Genomic DNA, 18,169 nt, shown 5'->3' on the forward strand with positions numbered 1-18,169 from the left:
GTGATGCGAAATACCACGCAGGGCGGCCTTGCCACCGCGCTTGCGCGGCTTGCGATCGAGCTTGCGTGAGCCCTTCTGCGATTCGAGCAGGAACCTCTCGTCGGCCTCGACGATGCCGACGAGGCGCTCGGGCCGGCCGTCCTTGACGCGGTCGAGAAAGCGATGACGCCAGCGAAACGTCGTGTTGGGGTGCACGCTGAGACGCTTGGCCGCCGAGCGGACTGTGCGGGAATCGAGCACCGTGTCCAGATAATCGAGCCACTTGCCCTTGTGCCTGAGCCGCGCCAGCGGCGTGCCGGTCAGGTCGTTGAAGGTGCGGCCGCACGCGCAGCAGCGAAAGCGTTGCAAGTCGTTGGCCTGGCCGTGCCGGTGGCAACGCTCGCAGCCGCAATCCGGGCAGCAGCGTCCCTTTGACCGTATCTCGCCGATGAGGGCGACCACCCGGTCGAGCCCGGCGGCGGGATGCAGGGCGGCGAGTACCTGCTGACGCTGCGGTTGGTTCAGCAGCGCCAGCTGGGCGACCAGCTTCGCGAACTTCGGCGCTTTCATGACGCGCTCCCGATCGATAGTGACTGGGATTGGACCGCGGATCAGCTCAGCAGTTCATTGCTCATCCATATCTAACGATGACAGCGCCATTTTTCTGCCGAGCCAAAAGCGATCGCCAAAACAAAACGCCCCGCTCTAGGCGGGGCGTTCGGACTGGGGGCAGCGGTGAATTATTTGGACCGTGCGTGCACTTCCAGGCGGCGGGCGACGGCCGGCGAGACGGCATCGGCGCCGCGGGTCATACGGTACAGGGCCCAGACATCGCCCGCGTCAGCGCTGCGCGCGACGGCGCCCGGCGCCGCTTTCGCACGCACGAAGTTGGCGAGGGTGGCGGCGAAGGCCGACAGTTGGACTGCGAGGCTTGGGCGAAGCGACAGCGTGGACATGATCTTCTCTTTCGGATGTGAGCTGGTATGACTCCAGTATGCGCCCTCCAAGATAGAAATCAAATTGCAATTCATGATGATCGTCATTCATAATTCAAATAGCTTGCCGCGCGCTAGGCACACTACTTCCTGTGACGCCCAGCGACAGCCTTGCCAGAACAATCAAACCCCCACCGTCATCACCGAACGCATGATCTGCAACACCGCCGGTCCCAGCAGCACGACCAGCAGCGCCGGGAAGATGCAGAAGATCAGCGGGAACAGCAGCTTGGTCGCGATCTTGGCCGCCTTCTCCTCGACCAGCTGGCGGCGCCGCGTACGCAGCTGTTCGGATTGCACCCGCAGCGCGGTGCCGATGCTGGTACCGAAGCGCTCGGCCTGGATCAGCATCTTGGCCAGCGCGTCGACGTCCTCGACGCCGGTGCGCAGCGCCAGGTTGCGCAGCGCTTTCTCCTTGCCGCTGCCGGCGCGCAGTTCCAGCGTCACCAGCTGCAGTTCCTCGGCCAGGACCGGGCTTTTCAGGCCGATCTCGTTGCCGACCCGCGCCAGTGCCGCATCCATCGCCAGGCCCGCTTCGACGCACACCGTCATCAGGTCCAGCGCGTCCGGGAAGCTCTCGAAGATCTCGCGCTGGCGGTTGGCGATGCGGCGCTTGAGGGCGATGTCCGGCACGTAGTAGCCGATGGCGGCCGAACCGACCAGGTACAGGAAGGTCAGCACCAGCGGCCGCTCGTTATGGTGCGGCAGCGCGACGTACACGATCAGCGGCAGGCCGATCGTCAGCGCGGTCTTCCCGGCGTGGAACAGGCCCGGCACCGACGGCGCACGCCAGCCGGCGTTGATGAAGCGCAGGCGCACCGGCGAGGTTTCCCAGCCCTCGGCCGGCACCGACAATTTGGCCAGCGGCTCGGCCAGGCGCGCCAGGCGCTCGCGCCAGCCGTCGGTGCGGCGGGCAGCAGGCGTGTCGCGTTCGTCGAGCGCCACCAGGCGCGCCTTCACCGGGTCGCGCGTCAGCAGCATCATGGCCGCCACGGCGATCCCGAACACCAGCACGAACATCGCCGCCAGCATCACGATTTGAGGCATTGTCATCTTGTTGATCCTGAAAGTTCTTACATGCGGATGCGGACGATCTTGCGGATCGCCAGCACCCCGAAAGCCATCATGCCCAATGCCGCGCCGGTCAGCTGGCGCCCCACCGGATCGTTCACCAGCACGCCCATCGTCTCCGGATTGACCGCGTACATCATGGTGCCGGCGCCGAACGGCAACAGGCACAGCACCCAGGCCGAGATCCGCCCTTCCGCCGACAGCACGCGCACCTGGCCGGCCAGCTTCTGGCGGTCACGCACGATGGTGGCGATGGAGGTCAGCAGCTCGGTCAGGTTGCCGCCGCTCTCGCGCTGGATCAGCACCGCGACCACGAAGTACTGCAAGTCCATGCTCGGCACGCGCTGCGCCAGGTTGTTCAGCGCGTCGGCCATCGACACGCCGAAGTTCACTTCGTCGAAGGCCGTCTTGAATTCCTCGCCCAGTGGCGCCGCCACTTCGTCGGCCACCAGCTTGAGCGCGGTCGGGAAGGCATGGCCGGCGCGCATCGCGCGGCCCATCATGTCCAGCGCCTCGGGCAGCTGGCGCTCGAAGCGCACCATGCGCTGGCCGCGCGCGCGCGACAGGCGCAGCAGCGGCAGGCCGGCCGCGCCCAGCGCGCAACCCAGCACCGCAGGCAGCGGCAGGCGCAGCGCCAGCGCGGCCACCAGGCCGGCGCCGAAGCAGGCCGCGCACACCGCCAGCAGCGAGGCCACCAGCTGGGCGCTGCCGGCCTGCACCAGCATGCGGTCGAGGCGGCGCGCCAGCGGCAGGCGGCGCAGCAGCGGCTCGAGATCGGGATTGTCGGACAGCCGGCGATCCTTGGTGATGGTGACGTCCTCCTGGCGCAGATCGCTCTTGATGACGCTGCGCAGGCGGCGCGCGACGCGCTCGGCTTCGGGGTCGCGGCTGGCCTGCCAGGCGGCGTACACGCCCCAGACCAGGAGCATGACGGCCGCGAACAGCATCAGGATGAACAGGATAAAGGTGGTGTCCATGTCGGCTTTCGCTTGGCGCTTAGACGCGCGGCTCGAAGATATGCGGCGCCAGGTTCACGCCAAAGGTGCGCAGGCGCTCGGCGAAGTGCGGACGCACCCCGGTGGCGGTCGATTGTCCGATCACGGCGCCATCGTCGGCCACGCCGGTCTGGCGGAAGGTAAAGATCTCTTGCATCGTGATCACCTCCCCTTCCATGCCCGTCACTTCCGAGATCGACAGCACCTTGCGCTTGCCGTCGGTCAGGCGCGAGACCTGGACGACGACGCCGACCGCGGACGCGATCTGCTGGCGCATGGCCTTGGGCGGCAGGTTCGGCGCCGCCATGCTGATCATGTTTTCCAGGCGCGTCAGGGCGTCGCGCGGGGTGTTGGCGTGGATTGTCGCCATCGAGCCTTCGTGGCCCGTGTTCATGGCGCCCAGCATGTCCATCGCCTCTTCGCCGCGCACCTCGCCCAGGATGATGCGGTCGGGGCGCATGCGCAGCGCGTTCTTGACCAGCGCGCGCTGGCTCACTTCGCCCTTGCCCTCGATATTGGCGGGACGGGTTTCCAGGCGCACCACGTGCGGCTGCTGTAGCTGCAGTTCGGCCGCGTCTTCCACCGTCACCACGCGTTCGCTGTGGCTGATGAAGCCCGAGATCACGTTGAGCATGGTGGTCTTGCCGCTGCCGGTGCCGCCCGAAATCAGGATATTGACCTTGGCCTTGCCCAGGCCCTGCAGCACCTCGGCCATGTCGGCCGTCATGCTGCCGTAGGAGACCAGGTCGGCCAGGCGCAGCGGATCGGCCGAGAAGCGGCGGATCGACATCACCGGGCCGTCGATCGCCAGCGGCGGGATGATCGCGTTCACGCGCGAGCCGTCCGGCAGGCGCGCGTCGACCATCGGGCTCGATTCGTCGATGCGGCGGCCCACCCGCGAGACGATCTTGTCGATGATCTTCATCAGGTGGGCGTCGTCGGTGAAGGTGACGTCGGTCAGTTCCAGCTTGCCGCGGCGCTCGACATAGACCTGCTTGTGGGTGTTGACCAGGATGTCCGACACGCTCGGATCGGCCAGCAGCGGCTCCAGCGGGCCGAAGCCCAGCATCTCGTTCTGGATGTCGCGCGTCAGCGTCTTGCGCTCGGCGTCGTTGATGACGACCATCTCTTCTTCGAGCAGGCGCTCGACCAAGAGGCGCAGCTCCTGGCGGATCTGGTCCTGGTTCAGGCGCTGCATGCTTTCCAGGTCGACGCGGTCGAGCAGCGCCTCGTGGATGCGGGCCTTGAGCTGGTGGTAGGCCCGGTTGTCGATCGGGCCGCGCTGGGCGACCGGACGGGCGACGGCGCCGGCGCCAATGCCGGTGGTGGTCGCGCCATTCATGCTGGCCAGGCGTTCACGCAGGGAGGATGGGGGCATCATGTTCATCTCGGTCGTTCCTTATCTCGGGCGTCGGTCAGACGTCGCTCAGACGTCACTTTTCCTGCGTTTGAACAGGCGCGCCATCAGGCCGGCGCCCTGCACCGGCGCGGCTTCGCCGGTCAGGCCGCGCGCCATGGCCATCAAGGCCATGCTCAGCTGGCTGTCGGGCGCCAGGCGCGTGACCGGCACGCCCTGGTTGACCGATTTGGCGGCGGCATCGTAGTGGTTCGGCATCGTGCGCAGGTGCGTGGTGTCGAACGCCTCTTCGAGGTCCTTCAGGCGGATGTCGCTGTTGTTGTCGTGGCGGTTGACGATCAGCTCGACCTTGTCAGTGCCGTATTCAAGATTGCGGAACACGGTCAGCAAGCGCTTGCCGTCGCGGATATAGGGCAAGGTGGTCTGCAGCACCGGGTAGATGGTGTCGGCATGATCGAGCGCGCGGATGCTGACCGGGTCCAGGCTGCGGCCGACGTCGAGCACGATGAAGTCGTACTGGCGGCGCGCCAGCTTGATGATCGCGTCGATGTGCTCGGGCTTGACGTCGCTGGCGTGGGCCGGATCGGACGGCGCGGCCAGCACGCTGAAATTCGGGGTCACGCTGACCATGCTCGAAGACAGGAAGGATGGGTCCAGGCGGTGGATCTGCGTCGCGACGTCGGACAGCGTGGCCAGCGGCTTGCTGTCCGAAACGAACAGCGAGGCGTCGCCGAACTGCAGGTTCATGTCGATCAGCGCCACGCGCTTGGCGCCGCCGGCGCTGAGCGCATAGGCCAGGTTGGTGGCCAGGAAGGTCGAACCGCTGCCGCCCTTGCACGAGATGAAGGCCAGCACCCGGCCCTGGGCCGCGCCCTGGCTGCCCAACTTCTCGGCCACATGGTCGACCGCCGCGACCAGGTCGGCGGGCAGCGGACGGGCCGCCAGCACTTCGCGCACGCCGGCGCGCATCGCGCGCAGCAGGAAGTCCTGCGACTGGTCTTCGGACAGCACGATGAAAGCCATGCGCGGGAACAGGTGGCCCAGGCGCTCCAGCTGGTCGAGCTCCCCCTCGTCGGCGCGCGGCGCATCGACGATCAGGAGGTCGGGCACGGCCTCGTCGGACATGGTCGACAGGCGCGCGGCGGTGCCGGCGATCATGTCGACTTCGTCGCTGCCCGGCCGCGCGCGCAACTGGCGCGACAGCTCGATCAGGTGGCGCTCGTCGCGCGAAAGGACTGCGATCTTCATGGTGGCTCTCTCTGCTCTCTTATTTGCCGAAAGCGCTGGCGTCGCCCTGCGACGTCGGCGTCACGTAGGAGCTCTGGTAATTGGCATAGGCCGCGACGGCGGCGCGGGCATCAACGCCCCGCTCCACGCGCGGCTGCGGCGGCACCGTCTGGCTGGCGAGCATGGCGCGCACGCTGTCGCCATTGGTGGCCGGGCCGTCGGTGGCGCAACCGGCCAGGATGCCCAGGGAAGCCAGCAGGCTGGCGCACAGGATGGTTTTCATGATTACTCCTTGGAGGTAGCGCCGGTGCGCTTGCCTTCGTGCTGGCCGCCGAGCAGGAACTCGGTGCGGCTCGGCTGCACGTAATGATCGGTCGGCAGCGCCGGCACGGCTTCCATCGGCTTGGCCAGGCGCGGCGTCACGATGAACACCAGCTCGGTGCGGTCGTTCTGGAAGTCGCTGCTGCGGAACAGGGTGCCCAGCACCGGCACTTCGCCCAGGAAGGGGAAACGCTTGATATTGCTGGTCACGTTATTGCGGATCAGGCCACCGATGGCGAAGCTCTGGCCGTCCAGCAGCTGCACCGTGGTCGAGGCGCGGCGGGTGGTGAACGACGGCAGGATCGCGCTCGCGTTGCTGCTGCCGCCAGTCGAGATGCCGATGCCTTCGCGGTTCAGCTCCGACACTTCCGGCGCCACGCGCAGGTTGATGCGGCCGCCGGCCAGCACGGTTGGAGTGAACTTCACGGCCACGCCGTATTCCTTCTCTTCGAGCGTGATGGTGGGCGTGCCGCCGCCGGACGACTGGGCGACCGGGATGAAAATCTTACCGCCGGCGAGGAAGCTCGCCTCCTGGCCACTCACGGCCATGACGTTGGGCTCGGCCAGGATCTTGACCAGGCCGTCGCGCTTCTCGCCGTCGATCGTCAGTTCCTTGATCCCGGTGCCGACGCCGCCGATCGAACCGGCGCCACCGCTCAGCAGGCTCGAAACCACACCATAAGTCCAGCTGCCGTTGGTCTTGGTATACCCGGCCTTGGCGCCAAGCTGGTCGACCAGCGACTTCGACACTTCGGCGATCTTCACTTCGAGCATGACCTGCTGCGGGGCGGCGATCGACAGCATATTGAGCACCTTTGCGCCAGTCGACGGCGCCGCGCCGCCGGCGCTGGCGGCCGCGGGAGCGCCGACGCCGGCCAGCGACGGACTGCCTGCCCCGCTGTTGGCCTCCCCACCGGACGATCCGATCGACTGGAAGGCAGTGGCCAGCTCCACCAGCTGGCTGGCAACGACGGCATCGCTCACCATGCCCGACAGGATCAGGGCGTTGCCGCTGCTGCCGATGCGCACGTCCTTCTCTTGCGGGAACAGGGTGTCGAACTGGCCGCGCAGGGCCGAGGTATCGACGCCGACGGCGATGTCGATCACGGTCGACTTCTTGTCGCGGCCCGACACGATCAGGTTCGTCGTGCCGACGCTGCGCGCCACGATCACCACTTCGCCGGAATTCGGCACCACCACGTTGGCCACTTGCGGGTCCCCCACCGTGACCTGGCTGGCCGGCGTGCAGAAGCGCTTGATGACCGACTTGCCGCGCACCAGCTCGAGGCGCGGAGCGGCGTCGCTGCGCAGGTCGATGCAGTCGGCGGCGGATGCCAGGCCGGCCTGCATGGCCAGCGCCAGGGTCAGGTGTGAGGCCAGCAGGGTTTTATTGAACGATGGATTCATGATGGGGTCTTCAATCAAAAGCTTTGCGAAGCGGCGTCCAGGCCGCGGATCACGAGCACGCCGTCGCCGCGCGGGGCGCTCTGGCGCACCGGGGCGGCCGCACGTGGCGCCGGTTCGAGGGCAGGTTCGTGGGCGACCGCAGGCGCCGGAGCCGGGCTGCGCTCGGGCAGGCCCAGCACCGATTCGCGGGTGGCGCCGCTGGTGGCCGCCGGTTGCGGGTCGACCTGGTTGCGCAGCACCAGCGACAGCTCGCCGATCGAACGCGCCAGGTCCAGTTTTTCCACCTGGTCCGGGGTCAGCTCCAGGGTGACTGCATTAACGACGCGCGGCTTGCTGTCGTCGACCGTCGATTCCTGGGCCACGGCCAGCACCAGGATCCGTTCCAGCACGATCTTCGAAATCGATGGCGAGGCGGCCAGGTCGCTGCCGGTGGCCTGCAGGTTGACCAGGATGTCGACGTAGTTGCCGGGCAGCGCGAAGCCGGCCACGCCGACCACGTCGTTGACGCGCACCGTCATGGCGCGCTTGCCGGCGCTGACCACGGCCGACAGGCCGCCGAGGGTGCCCTTCGGCGCCAGCTTCGATTCGGTCACCGGTTCGCCGACCAGGATCTCGGCGCGCGCGATGCGGCCTTCGAGGGCCTTGGGATCAAGGATCGCGCCAGGCGGCACCGAGCTGGCCGGCCAATCGGCCAGTTGCAGGCTGGTAGGCGCCAGGCGCGAACCCTGGTTGATGTTGGCGATCGCCACCACCACACGGGTGCCGGACGGGCCTTGCTCGCCCATCCATTTGGCAGCCATGACGACCGCGCCCAGCGCCAGCACCAGGGCCACGCCGATGATCAGGAAGGCTCGCGAACTTGTTACAGATTTACGCATTGTTGTACTCCACGACGCCGCGATCGCGGCGCTCAGTTTCCAAAGGGCGGCCGGCGGCGCCGGCGGCGAAATAGTTGTCCCAGGCCCAGTCGATGGTCTGGCGGTTCAGTTCAGGGGCGCGCTCTTCGTAGCGCGCCAGGTCGCGCAGCTGGCGCACCAGGTCGCGCGGGTAGCACGCCAGCAGCGGCACCATGCGCTCGCCGTGGCGCGCCAGCAGGTAGTCGAAGGCCGCGCCGTCGAACGCCACGCCGGCCGAGGCGCAGGCCTGGCGGAACAGCGTCGCGTATTCATCAAGCGACGCCGGCGGCACTTCGATCTTGTAGCCCAGGCGGCGCAGGAAAGCGCCGTCCGACAGGCGCTGCGGTACGAAGTTCGACGAGAACACGACAATCACGTCGAACGGAATCTGGAAGCTGTGGCCGGTGTGCAGGGTCAGGTAATCGACGCTGCGATCCATCGGCACGATCCAGCGGTTCATCAGGGCTTCCGGGGTGCAGCGCTGGCGACCCAGGTCATCGATGATGAAGATGCCATTGTTCGACTTCAGGTGCGGCGGCGCCTGGTACAGGCGGGTGTGCGGGTCGAAGCGCAGGTCCAGCATATCGAGGGTCAGCTCGCCGCCGGCCAGCGCCGCGGGACGACGCACGCCGCGCACCCAGCGCGCATCCGGCGCGCTGCCGCGGTCCAGGCCCGTGCCCAGGGCGATAGCCTCGTCGGCCACCACGTGCTGCACCGCGTCGAAGAAGGGAATCACCTCGCCGTCCACCATCAGGGCGTACGGCACCGAGACCGTGCCGACCAGCAGGTCGCGCAGGCGCTCGGCCAGGTAGGTCTTGCCGCTGCCGGCCAGGCCGTGCAAGAAGATCGCGCGGCCCGAATTCATCGCCGCGCCCAGCTGGTCCAGCACCAGCGGGTTGACCACGACACCCTGGAAAGCGGCCGCCATGGCGGCGCGCGTCACGTGCATCGCCGCCACGCTCTGGGCCTGCACCTGGGCGGTATAGGCCGCCAGCGTCACCGGCGCCGGGCCGGCATAGGCGTTGCGGCCAACCGCGTTGGCGGCGCGCGCGCGGCCGGCGTCGGTCAGGATGTACGACAGGTCGGCGTCGGTGCCGCTATTGCCGACGCGCGCGATCTCGCACAGCTTCTCGGCGCGCAGGAAAGCGACCAGGGGATCGATGACGCTGACGTTCAGTTTCAGATGGCTGGCCAGTTCGGCCAGGCGCAGCTGGCCGCGCTGGAACAGCACTTTCGAGATCAGTTCGGCCAGGAACAGGAATGGCAGGCCGGTATCTTCCACCGTGCGCGGAGCGCGATGGTCGGCCGGAGCCAAAGGCGCGTTGATCATGATTTGATTCACAGCGGCAGCTCCCCGTGCACGCCAATCCACAGCACGCAGCCGACGGTGGCAACCGCGATCGCCACCGCGTACGGCAGGCGGCCGCTGGCCGCTTCGGGCGGCGTCACCGGTGCGGCGATGCTGCCGGCCAGGGCCGAGTAGGCGCTGTGCATTGCCATATGCCAGGCGTTACCCACCAGGCGGCGCAGCTGGCCTTGCCAGGCGGCGAAGGCCAGCGCCAGCACGCCACCAGCCGCCAGGGTGATCAGGCCGACCGTCAGGATCTGGCCGGCGCCGACAAAGGCGCCCACCATCGCCAGCAGCTTGACGTCGCCGGCGCCCATCAGACGCAGCGCATACATCGGCAGCAGCAGCGCCAGGCCCAGGCCCCAGCCGCCCAGCGACTGCAGCAGGCCCAGGCCGCCCATCTGCGGAGCGAACAGCCCCTGCCCCGCCGGCAGCAGCGCGTGCAGCGCGAACGCCGCCAGCATGCCGGGGAACACGACGGCATTCGGGATGCGGCGTGCGCGCACGTCGTGCCAGACGGCGGCGCCGAGCAGGGCAAGCAGCAGCAGGAGTGGCAGATGTGTCAAGATGGGCTCCGGTCAAAAAAAATCCGGCACGAGACTTCCGTGCCGGATGGGGGCCGACTGGCGGCGGCCGGTAAGCTACGATCAGGTATTGGTCGGGGTCTTGGCCGAGATACGGGTCGCCAGGGTGTTGAACAGGGTGCTGATGTTGCCACCCAGCAGGCTGACTGCGGCGATGATGACGCCGGCGATCAGCGAGGCGATCAGTGCGTACTCGATTGCGGTGACGCCGTCTTCTTCGTTGATCAGGTTGGCGATGAAGTTCATGGTATTTCCTTTCAGTTATATAAATGAGTTGGGCTTTATGCGCTCGTCCACACGGCCAATGCCGCAATGAAGCAGACGACTGCGAGCAGGACGCTCAGGACCAGGTACGACATCGCCGGGCTGCCGCTTCTTTCATAATGCTGCTCCGGATTGTCTTCCTTGTCGTACACGTTCGCTCCTGTCCTCTTGCCGCCGTTCCGCATGAAACGAAACGCAGCGCATGAGTTGAATCTTACGGATCGGCGGATTTGTTGCCATCCGTCAAAACTACCTTTTTGAGGAGGACTTCTTGCCGTGGCGGTCCAGGACATATGTCCTAGACGCTGTGTGGGAGGGGCTGACAGGGGGGATGGCGCCCGGGAGGCGCCAATGAGGGCACGATCAGGACAGACCGTGCTTGGTGGCGTAGACGTACAGTTCGAGGCGATTCGCCACGTCCAGCTTCTGGTAAATCGTGGTCAGGTGGTTGCGCAGCGTGCGCTCGGAGATGAAGGCGCGCTCGGCCAGGTCCTTGTTCAGGGCGCCCTTGCCCTGCACGATCATGCCGATCACCTCGCGTTCGCGCGTCGTCAGCGTGGCGATTCGCTGCGCTTCCGGATCGGCCTTCGGGCTTGGGGCCACCAGCTGGCCCAGCAAGACCTGCATCAGCGTCTGGTCGAGCCACAGCTCGCCACCATGCACCTTGCGCACGGCCGCCAGCACGTCCTCGGTCGGCGCCTCCTTGCTGACCACCCCACGCGCGCCGGCCTTGACCGCCGCCGCCAGCGTCGCCTGGTCGCGGTTGGCGCTCAGGATGACCACCTTGCTGGTCCCGTTCTGGACCAGCGCCGGCAGGAAGTCGATCGAGCTGCTGCCTTTCAGGTCAAGGTCCAGCAGCACGATGTCAGGCATGAACTCGGCGCACAAGGCCCTGGCCTCGATGCCGTCGCTGGCGCTGCCGACCAGCTGGAAGGCGTCGCCCTCGGCCTGGATCAGGCGCTCCAGGCCCCACAACATGGTTTTATGGTCGTCGACCAGCAAGATACGAATGGTCATGTTTCTCCTTGAAACTTGGGTGTTCAGATCGGAATGCGGATACGCAACAGGGTCTGGCGGCCGTCGGCCTCGACTTCCAGCTTGCCGCCCAGGCCCTGGATCCGCTCCGCGATCGAGCGCGGCACGAAGGGCGCCGCGGCCTGTCCGGCCACGGCCGCCGGGTTGAAAATATCGATGGCGAGCGTGCCGCCGTCTTCCTCGACCAGCACGCCGGCCGTGCGCGCCCGCGTATGCTTGCAGATATTGCTGATGCCTTCGGTGACGATCTGGAATACCTCGGCCGCCATGCGGTCATTGATGGCGCTGTCGGCATGCATTTCCAGCATCACATCCAGGCCATAGAAGGTCTCGACCTGGCGCAGCTGGCGCCGCAGTGCGATAAGCAATTCCGGCTCTTCCTGGCGCCCGCTGCGGAAACGCTGGGCGAAATCGCGCATGTCGCCGATCACGCCCGAGCACATCGCCATCAGGCGGTCCAGCTCGGGCGTGACCGGACTGTCGTCACCGGCCTGGTTGCGGATAGCGGCCACCGCGTGGCGCAGCCCGATATACGGCTGGATTGTGCTGTCGTGCAGGTCGCGGGCGATGGTCTGGCGCTCGCGGAACGCAGCTTCCGACGCCAGGCGGTCGAGCAGGTCGATGGTTTCGATGACCGGGAACGCCTGTTGCACGATATGTTTCAGGAAGCCGGCGTCGCTGCGCTTGGGGCGGGAGCCGGTGACGATGATCCGTCCGCTGCCCTTGCGCAGGGGCAGCGAGGTGCTGATATAGCCGCTGGCGTCCAGCAGGTCGGCGACGTGACCGCAGGCGTCGGGATCGGCCTTGACCCAGTGGCGCGCGCCCTTGCCTTGCTGAAGCGCAGTGGCGCGGCCCAGCACGAACAGGCCGAAGTGGCGCGGCGGCGCCTGGTACAGGGTGGCGCCATCCTCGAGCCCGAGCAACGGCTCGATATCGGCCGCTTCCGGCCGGCTGCGGCTGATCGCGCGCCCGCTCCTCGGATGGTGGGCGGTGCTCATGACCCAGCGCTCATGGCTGTCCTGCATCAGCAGCACGCAGCTGTCGGCGCCGTAGAAGCGCAGGATCTTCTCCATCAGCGAGTCCAGCGTGTGCTGGACGCCGAAGCGGGGATTGGACAGGCGGCTGACGTCGCGCAGCAGCGCCAGGCGGCGGCGCTGGTCCACCGCCAGCCCGCCCCAGAACGCAATCATATAGCCGAGCGCCAGCACGAAGGTCGCGCGCAGCAGCAGGATGTGCACCGACGCCAGGCCCTGGGCCGCCAGCACCGACAGCGCCACCACGCCGACCGAGCCGAGGGTGAGCTTGGCGCCGGTGTCGAAGCCGTGGCGGAACGAGGCGGCCAGGATGGCGAAGAAGAAGAACGAGAAGAAGGGGCTGGCGCTGCCGCCGCTGGCCCAGACGATCAGGCCATACCATGCGATGTCGATCCAGTACACCAACGGACCGTGCGAAAAGCCGGCGCGGTAGCCGGCGATCGCCAGCAGGGTCAGGCTGTGCAGCACATAGGCCGCGAACACGGCCCAGGTCCATTCGCCCGACACCGTCACGCCGCCCGGCCCGATGTACAGGGTGAGCAGCGCCGACACGGACAGCAGCACGCGCATGCCGAACACCATCCAGACCTCCGCGTCGGCGGCGGCCACGCGCGGCTCGGCGCCTGACTGGCCCGCGCGCGCGCGAACCGGTGAACGAAGGAAGGAAGGGACGATGCTAGCTAGCCAATTCATGTTGTGCGGCGCCGACAGGGGCGTTGAATCCTTTCTAAAAGCGATGCGGGAAATGATTTTTGCCCTGTAGAATCCCCGAAGCTTACCGCATGCCCAGTCATACTTTCCGTAAAATTTCCTGGATTACGATGTATTCCCTTCCCCGACGTCAATCTGGCGCCACAATCGTCGAAATGGCGATCATCGCACCGGTGTTCCTGCTGGTGCTGGTCGCGATCATCGAGTTCAGCATGATGTTCTTCGCGACCCTGACGATGCAGTATGCGGTGCGCGAAGGCGGCCGCTACGCCATCACGGGCCAGACCGCCGATCCAGCCGTCGTCATCGCCAAGATCCGCGACAACTCGATCGGGATGTTCGAGCGCACATCGCCCCAGGTCTCGGTCAATGGCACGAAGTACGCGACTTACAGCAAAGGCATGTTCGGCGCGCCCGGCGACATCCTCGTGATTCAGCTCGACTGCAGCTGGCCGGTAACGACACCGATCCTGTCGAGTTTCTTCACCAATGGCACCTACCGCTTCTCAGTCGCGGCGACCATGCGCAACGAAATATTCCCCTGATTCTCTTTACCTGATGCAATTTAGAACGCGTAAATCCGTCATGACTGTACCGAAAATCCGCAAATCCGAGCGCGGCATTGCGGCGGTCGAACTCGCCCTGCTACTGCCCATGCTGGTGATCCTGGCGCTGTGCGCCATCGACGGCGCCCGGGCCCTGCAGGCGAACATCATCATGACCAATATTGCGAGGGAGGGGGCCAACCTGGTGGCGCGCGGCAGCGCCGACCTCGATGACGAGAGCCAGGATGTCATCTATGCCGTGATGGCAAGCGCGCCACCGCTGAACGTCAACCAGCAAGGCATGATGTACATCACACGCGTGATGGGAGTGAGCGACACGGGCGGCGTGCGCAGCGTCGTACTGGACCAGTACCGCTGGGACGACGCCGCCCGCAACCTCGGCGCCCGCCGCAGTACCTACCAGCCAACCAGCCGGGTCTTTGCCTGCGGCTCGTGGAACAGCGCCGGCAAGTGCTCCAGCATCAGCAGCACGTCGCGGCCCGCCGTGGCTGTGCTGACGGGCAAGCTCGACAATGGCGAGATCGTCTACGTGGTCGAGACGTTCTATAAGTTCGACATGCTCGTCAGTGCATTTACCTTCCGCAAGGATGCCCTGCCCACCTTCGGGCCCGACCTGTATTCCATGAGCGTGTTCTGATATGCATCCGACTCTTCACCGGCAGCGCGGCGCTGTCGCCATCATGGTGGCGATCGCCATGCTCGTCCTCCTCGGCGTGGTGGGCCTGACCATCGATGCCGGCCTGGCTTACCTCATCAAGGCGCGCCTGAATGCGGCGGTCGACTCGGCCGCCCTGGCCGGCGCCCGCGCCGTCACCACCGGTAATACCCAGGCCGAGCAGGTCGCCAGCGCGCGCACCGCGGCGGCGGATTTCTTCGCGGCCAATATACCCACCAATTACCTGCTCTCCGCGCCGCGGATCCTGAGCACGAACGTGACCTTCAAGGGTGGCCAGGCAATCATCGACGTCGAGGCGGATGCGAAGATGCCGGTGTCGATCATGCAAGTGATGGGGTTCGCATCGCTGACCCCGGTGGCGGCCGCGCAGACCATCCGCAACGACCTGGACATGGCGCTGGTGATCGATACTTCGGGCTCGCTGAAGGATTCGGCGGCCACGGTGAAGGCATCCTCGAAGAGCTTCCTTGGCAAGTTTAATGTGACCCAGGACCGGGTAGCGCTCCTCCACTTCGCTACCGGGGTGGAAGCTGATAGTCCCATCAGTTCCTCGGCACGCGGATTCAACCGCACCACAATGAACAACGCGATCAATGGCTATGTATTCGACGGCGGCACAGCGTCCTTCGAAGGCATGTGGGAAGCACGCCGCCAGCTCAACCTGGTTCCTTCCGGCAACCGTTCGACAATGCGGGTGATCGTATTCTTCTCGGACGGCGCACCGACGGCCTTCGGGGCCCTGCCCGAGTTCAATAATCCGAGCGATTGCAAGACCGCAGGCTCGATCGATCGCGTGCTCAGGGAAGCCGGTCTGGCCGAACTGGGATCGAGCGAGAAGCGGTATGTAAGCGAGGGCTGCAAGACCTGGCGCATGGCCTTTAACTTTTCCACCTGGCGTAACGATCCGGTTCCGACGGTGCGCCGCCTGCCCGAGTGGTACAACGGGCGCAGCAGTTCGGTGCGCGAGTTTCCCGTCGTGACCGACGGGCCACGGCAGGTTACCGCCGACATCAGCACACCTGCCCTTTACGAACGCAATATTCTGCGTGCATCGCGCAATCTTGCCGAAGCCGCAGCAGCCAAGGCGCGTAGCGAAGGCATTGTCGTCTTCACGCTTGGGTTCGGGTCTGGACTGAAAGATATCGAAGCGAGCGATACGACCAGCAACGGCGAAACCATCCTGAGATGCATGGCCAACTCCGTTGATGCGCCCAAACGCTGCCAGAACCCGAACCAGCCAATCGGCATGTATTGCTACGCCGCCACCGACGCCGACCTGACGCCCTGCTTCTCGCGCCTGGCCTCGGCCATCCTGCGCATCTCGAAATAAGCGCTGGGGCCCCCCCGGCAGCAGCCGGGGCGCCCTCGCCGCCGCATCACATCAATTTATCGAGCGTGATCGGCAACTCCCTTACCCGCTTGCCGCAGGCATTGTAGATCGCGTTGGCGATCGCCGCCGTCGTGCCGACGATGCCGATTTCGCCGACCCCGCGCATGCCGGCCGGCGCGTGCGGATCGGGAATATCGAGCCACATCACCTCGATCTCCGGCACGTCCAGGTGGGCCGGCACGTGGTATTCCGACAGGCTGGCATTGACCACACGCCCGTTGCGCTCGTCGAAATGCGTCGCTTCCATCAGCGCCGCGCCCAGGCCCATGATCATCCCGCCGCGGAACTGGCTGGCGGCGGTCTTGGCGTTGAGGATACGGCCGCAATCGAAGGAGCCCAGCAGGCGCGTCACGCGCGGCTCGCCGGTGACGACATTGACCCGCGCCTCGCAGAAGATCGCGCCGTAGGAATGCATCGACCAGTGCTCGCTCTCCTGCGAAGGCGGCGCCTTGGCCGTCACGTCCACTTCGTCGCGGCCGGCCCGGGCCAGGATGTCGGCATAGCTCTCCCAGCGGCCGGCATCGTCGACCTTGCACAGGCCGCCGTCGCGGGAACGCACTTGTTCAGGCTTCAAGCCCGCCAGCGGCGACTCGCGACCGGCCAGCTTGAGCAGCTCGGCGCACAGCGCCGCGTGCGCGGCCTTGACCGCGGCCGCGATCACGGCCGTCTGCTGCGAGCCGCCGGCCAGCACGGCGCCCGGCAGCGCCGAGTCGCCGTAGTCGAAACTCACCTTGTCCATCGGCAGTCCCAGCCGCACCGCGCACAGCTGGGTCTGGGCGGTGGCAGTGCCCATCCCCATCTCGTGCACGCCGACCGACACCCGGGCGTGGCCGTCGCGCGCGAGAACGATGCGGGCCGCCCCGCCTTCCATCCGATAATAGGGAAACACCGCGCTGGCGCAGCCCAGGCCGACCAGCCATTCGCCCTCTTGCCGCATGCGTGGTTTGGCGTGCCGCTCCTGCCAGCCGAAGGCCTGGGCGCCGGCGCGATAGGCTTCGATCAGATGGCGCGACGAGAACGGCGTGCCCGCGGTCGGATCCTGCACCGGCTCGTTGCGCCGGCGCAGCACGATCGGGTCGATGCCAAGCTGCTCGGCCAGTTCGTCGACCGCGCTTTCGAGGGCGAACGAGCCGACCGATTCGCCCGGCGCGCGCATCGGGACGTTGGCGACCATATTCATCGTCACCGCCTGTACCTCGAGCTTCATGGCGGGGGCCGCATACAGCACCCGCGCATTATGGATATACGGCTCGGGCATCGCATTGTATTCGGTCATCACGGCCACGCCGGTGTGGATCAGGGACACGAAGCGGCCGTCGCGGTCGGCGCCGATGGCCACTCGCTGCTCGGTCGTCGTGCGCCCGCCGACGGCGCGGCACACGCCTTCGCGCGACAGCATGATGCGCACCGGCCTGCCGGACACCTTAGCTGCGGCGGCGGCCAGCAGGTGGTGGCGCCACACCAGCTTGCCGCCAAAGCCGCCGCCGACGAAGGGCGAGGTGACCCGCACCTGTTCCTGCGCGATGCCGAACACCTGGGCCAGGGTGAAGGCGGCGTTGACGACGCCCTGGGTCGAGTCGTGGACCCGCAGGACCTCGCCCTCCCAGGCCACCGTCACCGCGTGCAGTTCGATCGCATGATGGTTCTGGCGCGGGGTGCGGTAGACCTGATCGACCCGCTGCGGCGCGGACGCCAGCGCGGCCTCGGCGTCGCCGATGATGTCCTGCAGCGGCCCGCCCATGAACTGGGCCACCTTCATGCCGGCCGCGCGCGCGGCTTCCATGCTGGTCACCCCGTCCTCGGCCTGGTAGCGCACATGCACCAGGGACGCGGCGTGCTCGGCCTGCTCGCGGGTCTCCGCCAGCACCACCGCCACCGGCTGGCCGTTCCAGTGCACCCGGTCGTCCTGGAACACCGGCAGCGCATCCCCGCTCCCGCCCAGCGGCTCGCGCATCAGCAGCGGAGGCGGCTGCATCTTCGGCGCATTCAGGTGGCTCATCACCAGCACGACGCCGGGCGCCGCCTCGGCCTTCGCGACGTCGAGGGCGGCGATGCGTCCCTTCGCCACCGTGCTGTACACGAGGGCGCCATGCACCATGCCGTCCAGCGCGAACTCGGCGGCATATTTCGCTTCGCCCTTCACCTTGACGGGGCCGTCCAGGCGCGATACCGGCGCGCCGATCAGCGGATCGTCGCTGGACGTCAGCGGGTCGGGCTTTCCGCCCGTGACGTAGCGCTCGGGCGCGAGCGCCACCGCCTTCTGCATGATCGCCTGGCCGGCCTTCTGGATATTCTGCACGATCTTCATGGTCG

Annotated in this window: 19 protein-coding genes; 3 read left to right on the forward strand and 16 right to left on the reverse strand. The window is 66.9% G+C overall.

The window, feature by feature from the left end; all coding sequences use genetic code 11:
• The 15 genes from SOM61_RS00370 to SOM61_RS00440 form a co-directional block, all read right to left on the reverse strand.
• Positions 1-549: transposase (locus SOM61_RS00370; protein WP_414674919.1), on the reverse strand; the 549-nt coding region annotated here is incomplete at its 3' end.
• 170 nt (positions 550-719) lie between these two features.
• Positions 720-1,022 (reverse strand): hypothetical protein, encoded by a 303-nt coding sequence (locus SOM61_RS00375; RefSeq protein ID WP_320472228.1) that lies wholly within the window; start codon positions 1,020-1,022, stop codon positions 720-722.
• Between the two features lie 75 nt (positions 1,023-1,097).
• Positions 1,098-2,027 carry a type II secretion system F family protein gene (locus tag SOM61_RS00380; RefSeq protein ID WP_320472229.1) on the reverse strand — a complete coding sequence of 310 codons (930 nt, stop codon included), beginning with the start codon at positions 2,025-2,027 and terminating at the stop codon, positions 1,098-1,100.
• A 20-nt stretch (positions 2,028-2,047) separates the two neighbouring features.
• Complete coding sequence (locus SOM61_RS00385) at positions 2,048-3,022, reverse strand: type II secretion system F family protein (protein ID WP_320472230.1); 975 nt, start codon at positions 3,020-3,022, stop codon at positions 2,048-2,050.
• Positions 3,023-3,041: 19 nt separating this feature from the next.
• On the reverse strand, positions 3,042-4,427 hold the full coding sequence (locus SOM61_RS00390; protein WP_320472231.1) for a TadA family conjugal transfer-associated ATPase: 1,386 nt from the start codon (positions 4,425-4,427) through the stop codon (positions 3,042-3,044).
• Between the two features lie 39 nt (positions 4,428-4,466).
• On the reverse strand, positions 4,467-5,645 hold the full coding sequence (locus SOM61_RS00395; RefSeq protein ID WP_320472232.1) for a CpaE/TadZ family protein: 1,179 nt from the start codon (positions 5,643-5,645) through the stop codon (positions 4,467-4,469).
• A gap of 19 nt (positions 5,646-5,664) precedes the next feature.
• On the reverse strand, positions 5,665-5,907 hold the full coding sequence (locus tag SOM61_RS00400; protein WP_320472233.1) for a hypothetical protein: 243 nt from the start codon (positions 5,905-5,907) through the stop codon (positions 5,665-5,667).
• Between the two features lie 2 nt (positions 5,908-5,909).
• Positions 5,910-7,352 carry a type II and III secretion system protein family protein gene (locus SOM61_RS00405; RefSeq protein ID WP_320472234.1) on the reverse strand — a complete coding sequence of 481 codons (1,443 nt, stop codon included), beginning with the start codon at positions 7,350-7,352 and terminating at the stop codon, positions 5,910-5,912.
• Between the two features lie 14 nt (positions 7,353-7,366).
• Positions 7,367-8,230, reverse strand: coding sequence for a Flp pilus assembly protein CpaB (gene cpaB / locus SOM61_RS00410; protein ID WP_320472235.1), 864 nt, complete (start codon positions 8,228-8,230; stop codon positions 7,367-7,369).
• Positions 8,223-9,578 carry an ATP-binding protein gene (locus SOM61_RS00415; RefSeq protein ID WP_320472236.1) on the reverse strand — a complete coding sequence of 452 codons (1,356 nt, stop codon included), beginning with the start codon at positions 9,576-9,578 and terminating at the stop codon, positions 8,223-8,225. Before SOM61_RS00415 ends, cpaB begins: the two co-directional genes overlap by 8 nt.
• 8 nt (positions 9,579-9,586) lie before the next feature.
• Positions 9,587-10,162: an A24 family peptidase gene (locus SOM61_RS00420; RefSeq protein ID WP_320472237.1), complete on the reverse strand. Its 576-nt coding sequence runs from the start codon at positions 10,160-10,162 to the stop codon at positions 9,587-9,589.
• Positions 10,163-10,243: 81 nt separating this feature from the next.
• Complete coding sequence (locus tag SOM61_RS00425) at positions 10,244-10,426, reverse strand: Flp family type IVb pilin (protein WP_320472238.1); 183 nt, start codon at positions 10,424-10,426, stop codon at positions 10,244-10,246.
• Between the two features lie 35 nt (positions 10,427-10,461).
• A complete protein-coding gene (locus tag SOM61_RS00430; RefSeq protein ID WP_267871923.1) occupies positions 10,462-10,596 on the reverse strand; it encodes a hypothetical protein in 135 nt (44 codons plus the stop codon).
• 211 nt (positions 10,597-10,807) lie between these two features.
• The gene (locus SOM61_RS00435) at positions 10,808-11,461 is read right to left on the reverse strand and encodes a response regulator transcription factor (protein WP_320472239.1); all 654 of its coding nucleotides are present in this window, start codon (positions 11,459-11,461) and stop codon (positions 10,808-10,810) included.
• 23 nt (positions 11,462-11,484) lie between these two features.
• Positions 11,485-13,206 (reverse strand): sensor histidine kinase, encoded by a 1,722-nt coding sequence (locus SOM61_RS00440; RefSeq protein ID WP_320472240.1) that lies wholly within the window; start codon positions 13,204-13,206, stop codon positions 11,485-11,487.
• Between the two features lie 128 nt (positions 13,207-13,334).
• Here SOM61_RS00440 and SOM61_RS00445 point away from each other — a divergent pair, with 128 nt between their 5' ends.
• The 3 genes from SOM61_RS00445 to SOM61_RS00455 are packed head-to-tail and all read left to right on the forward strand — an operon-like array spanning position 13,335 to position 15,796.
• Positions 13,335-13,769, forward strand: a complete 435-nt coding sequence (locus SOM61_RS00445) for a TadE/TadG family type IV pilus assembly protein (protein WP_320472241.1) — start codon at positions 13,335-13,337, stop codon at positions 13,767-13,769.
• Between the two features lie 40 nt (positions 13,770-13,809).
• A complete protein-coding gene (locus SOM61_RS00450) occupies positions 13,810-14,427 on the forward strand; it encodes a TadE/TadG family type IV pilus assembly protein (protein WP_320472242.1) in 618 nt (205 codons plus the stop codon).
• Between the two features lies 1 nt (position 14,428).
• Positions 14,429-15,796: a TadE/TadG family type IV pilus assembly protein gene (locus SOM61_RS00455; RefSeq protein WP_320472243.1), complete on the forward strand. Its 1,368-nt coding sequence runs from the start codon at positions 14,429-14,431 to the stop codon at positions 15,794-15,796.
• 46 nt (positions 15,797-15,842) lie between these two features.
• Here the strand turns inward: SOM61_RS00455 and SOM61_RS00460 are convergent, their stop codons facing one another.
• Positions 15,843-18,164, reverse strand: a complete 2,322-nt coding sequence (locus SOM61_RS00460) for a xanthine dehydrogenase family protein molybdopterin-binding subunit (protein WP_320472244.1) — start codon at positions 18,162-18,164, stop codon at positions 15,843-15,845.
• Positions 18,165-18,169: the final 5 nt, after the last annotated feature.

The organism is Massilia sp. CFBP9012 (assembly GCF_034045115.1).
In the GTDB taxonomy this organism is placed as follows: domain Bacteria; phylum Pseudomonadota; class Gammaproteobacteria; order Burkholderiales; family Burkholderiaceae_D; genus Telluria.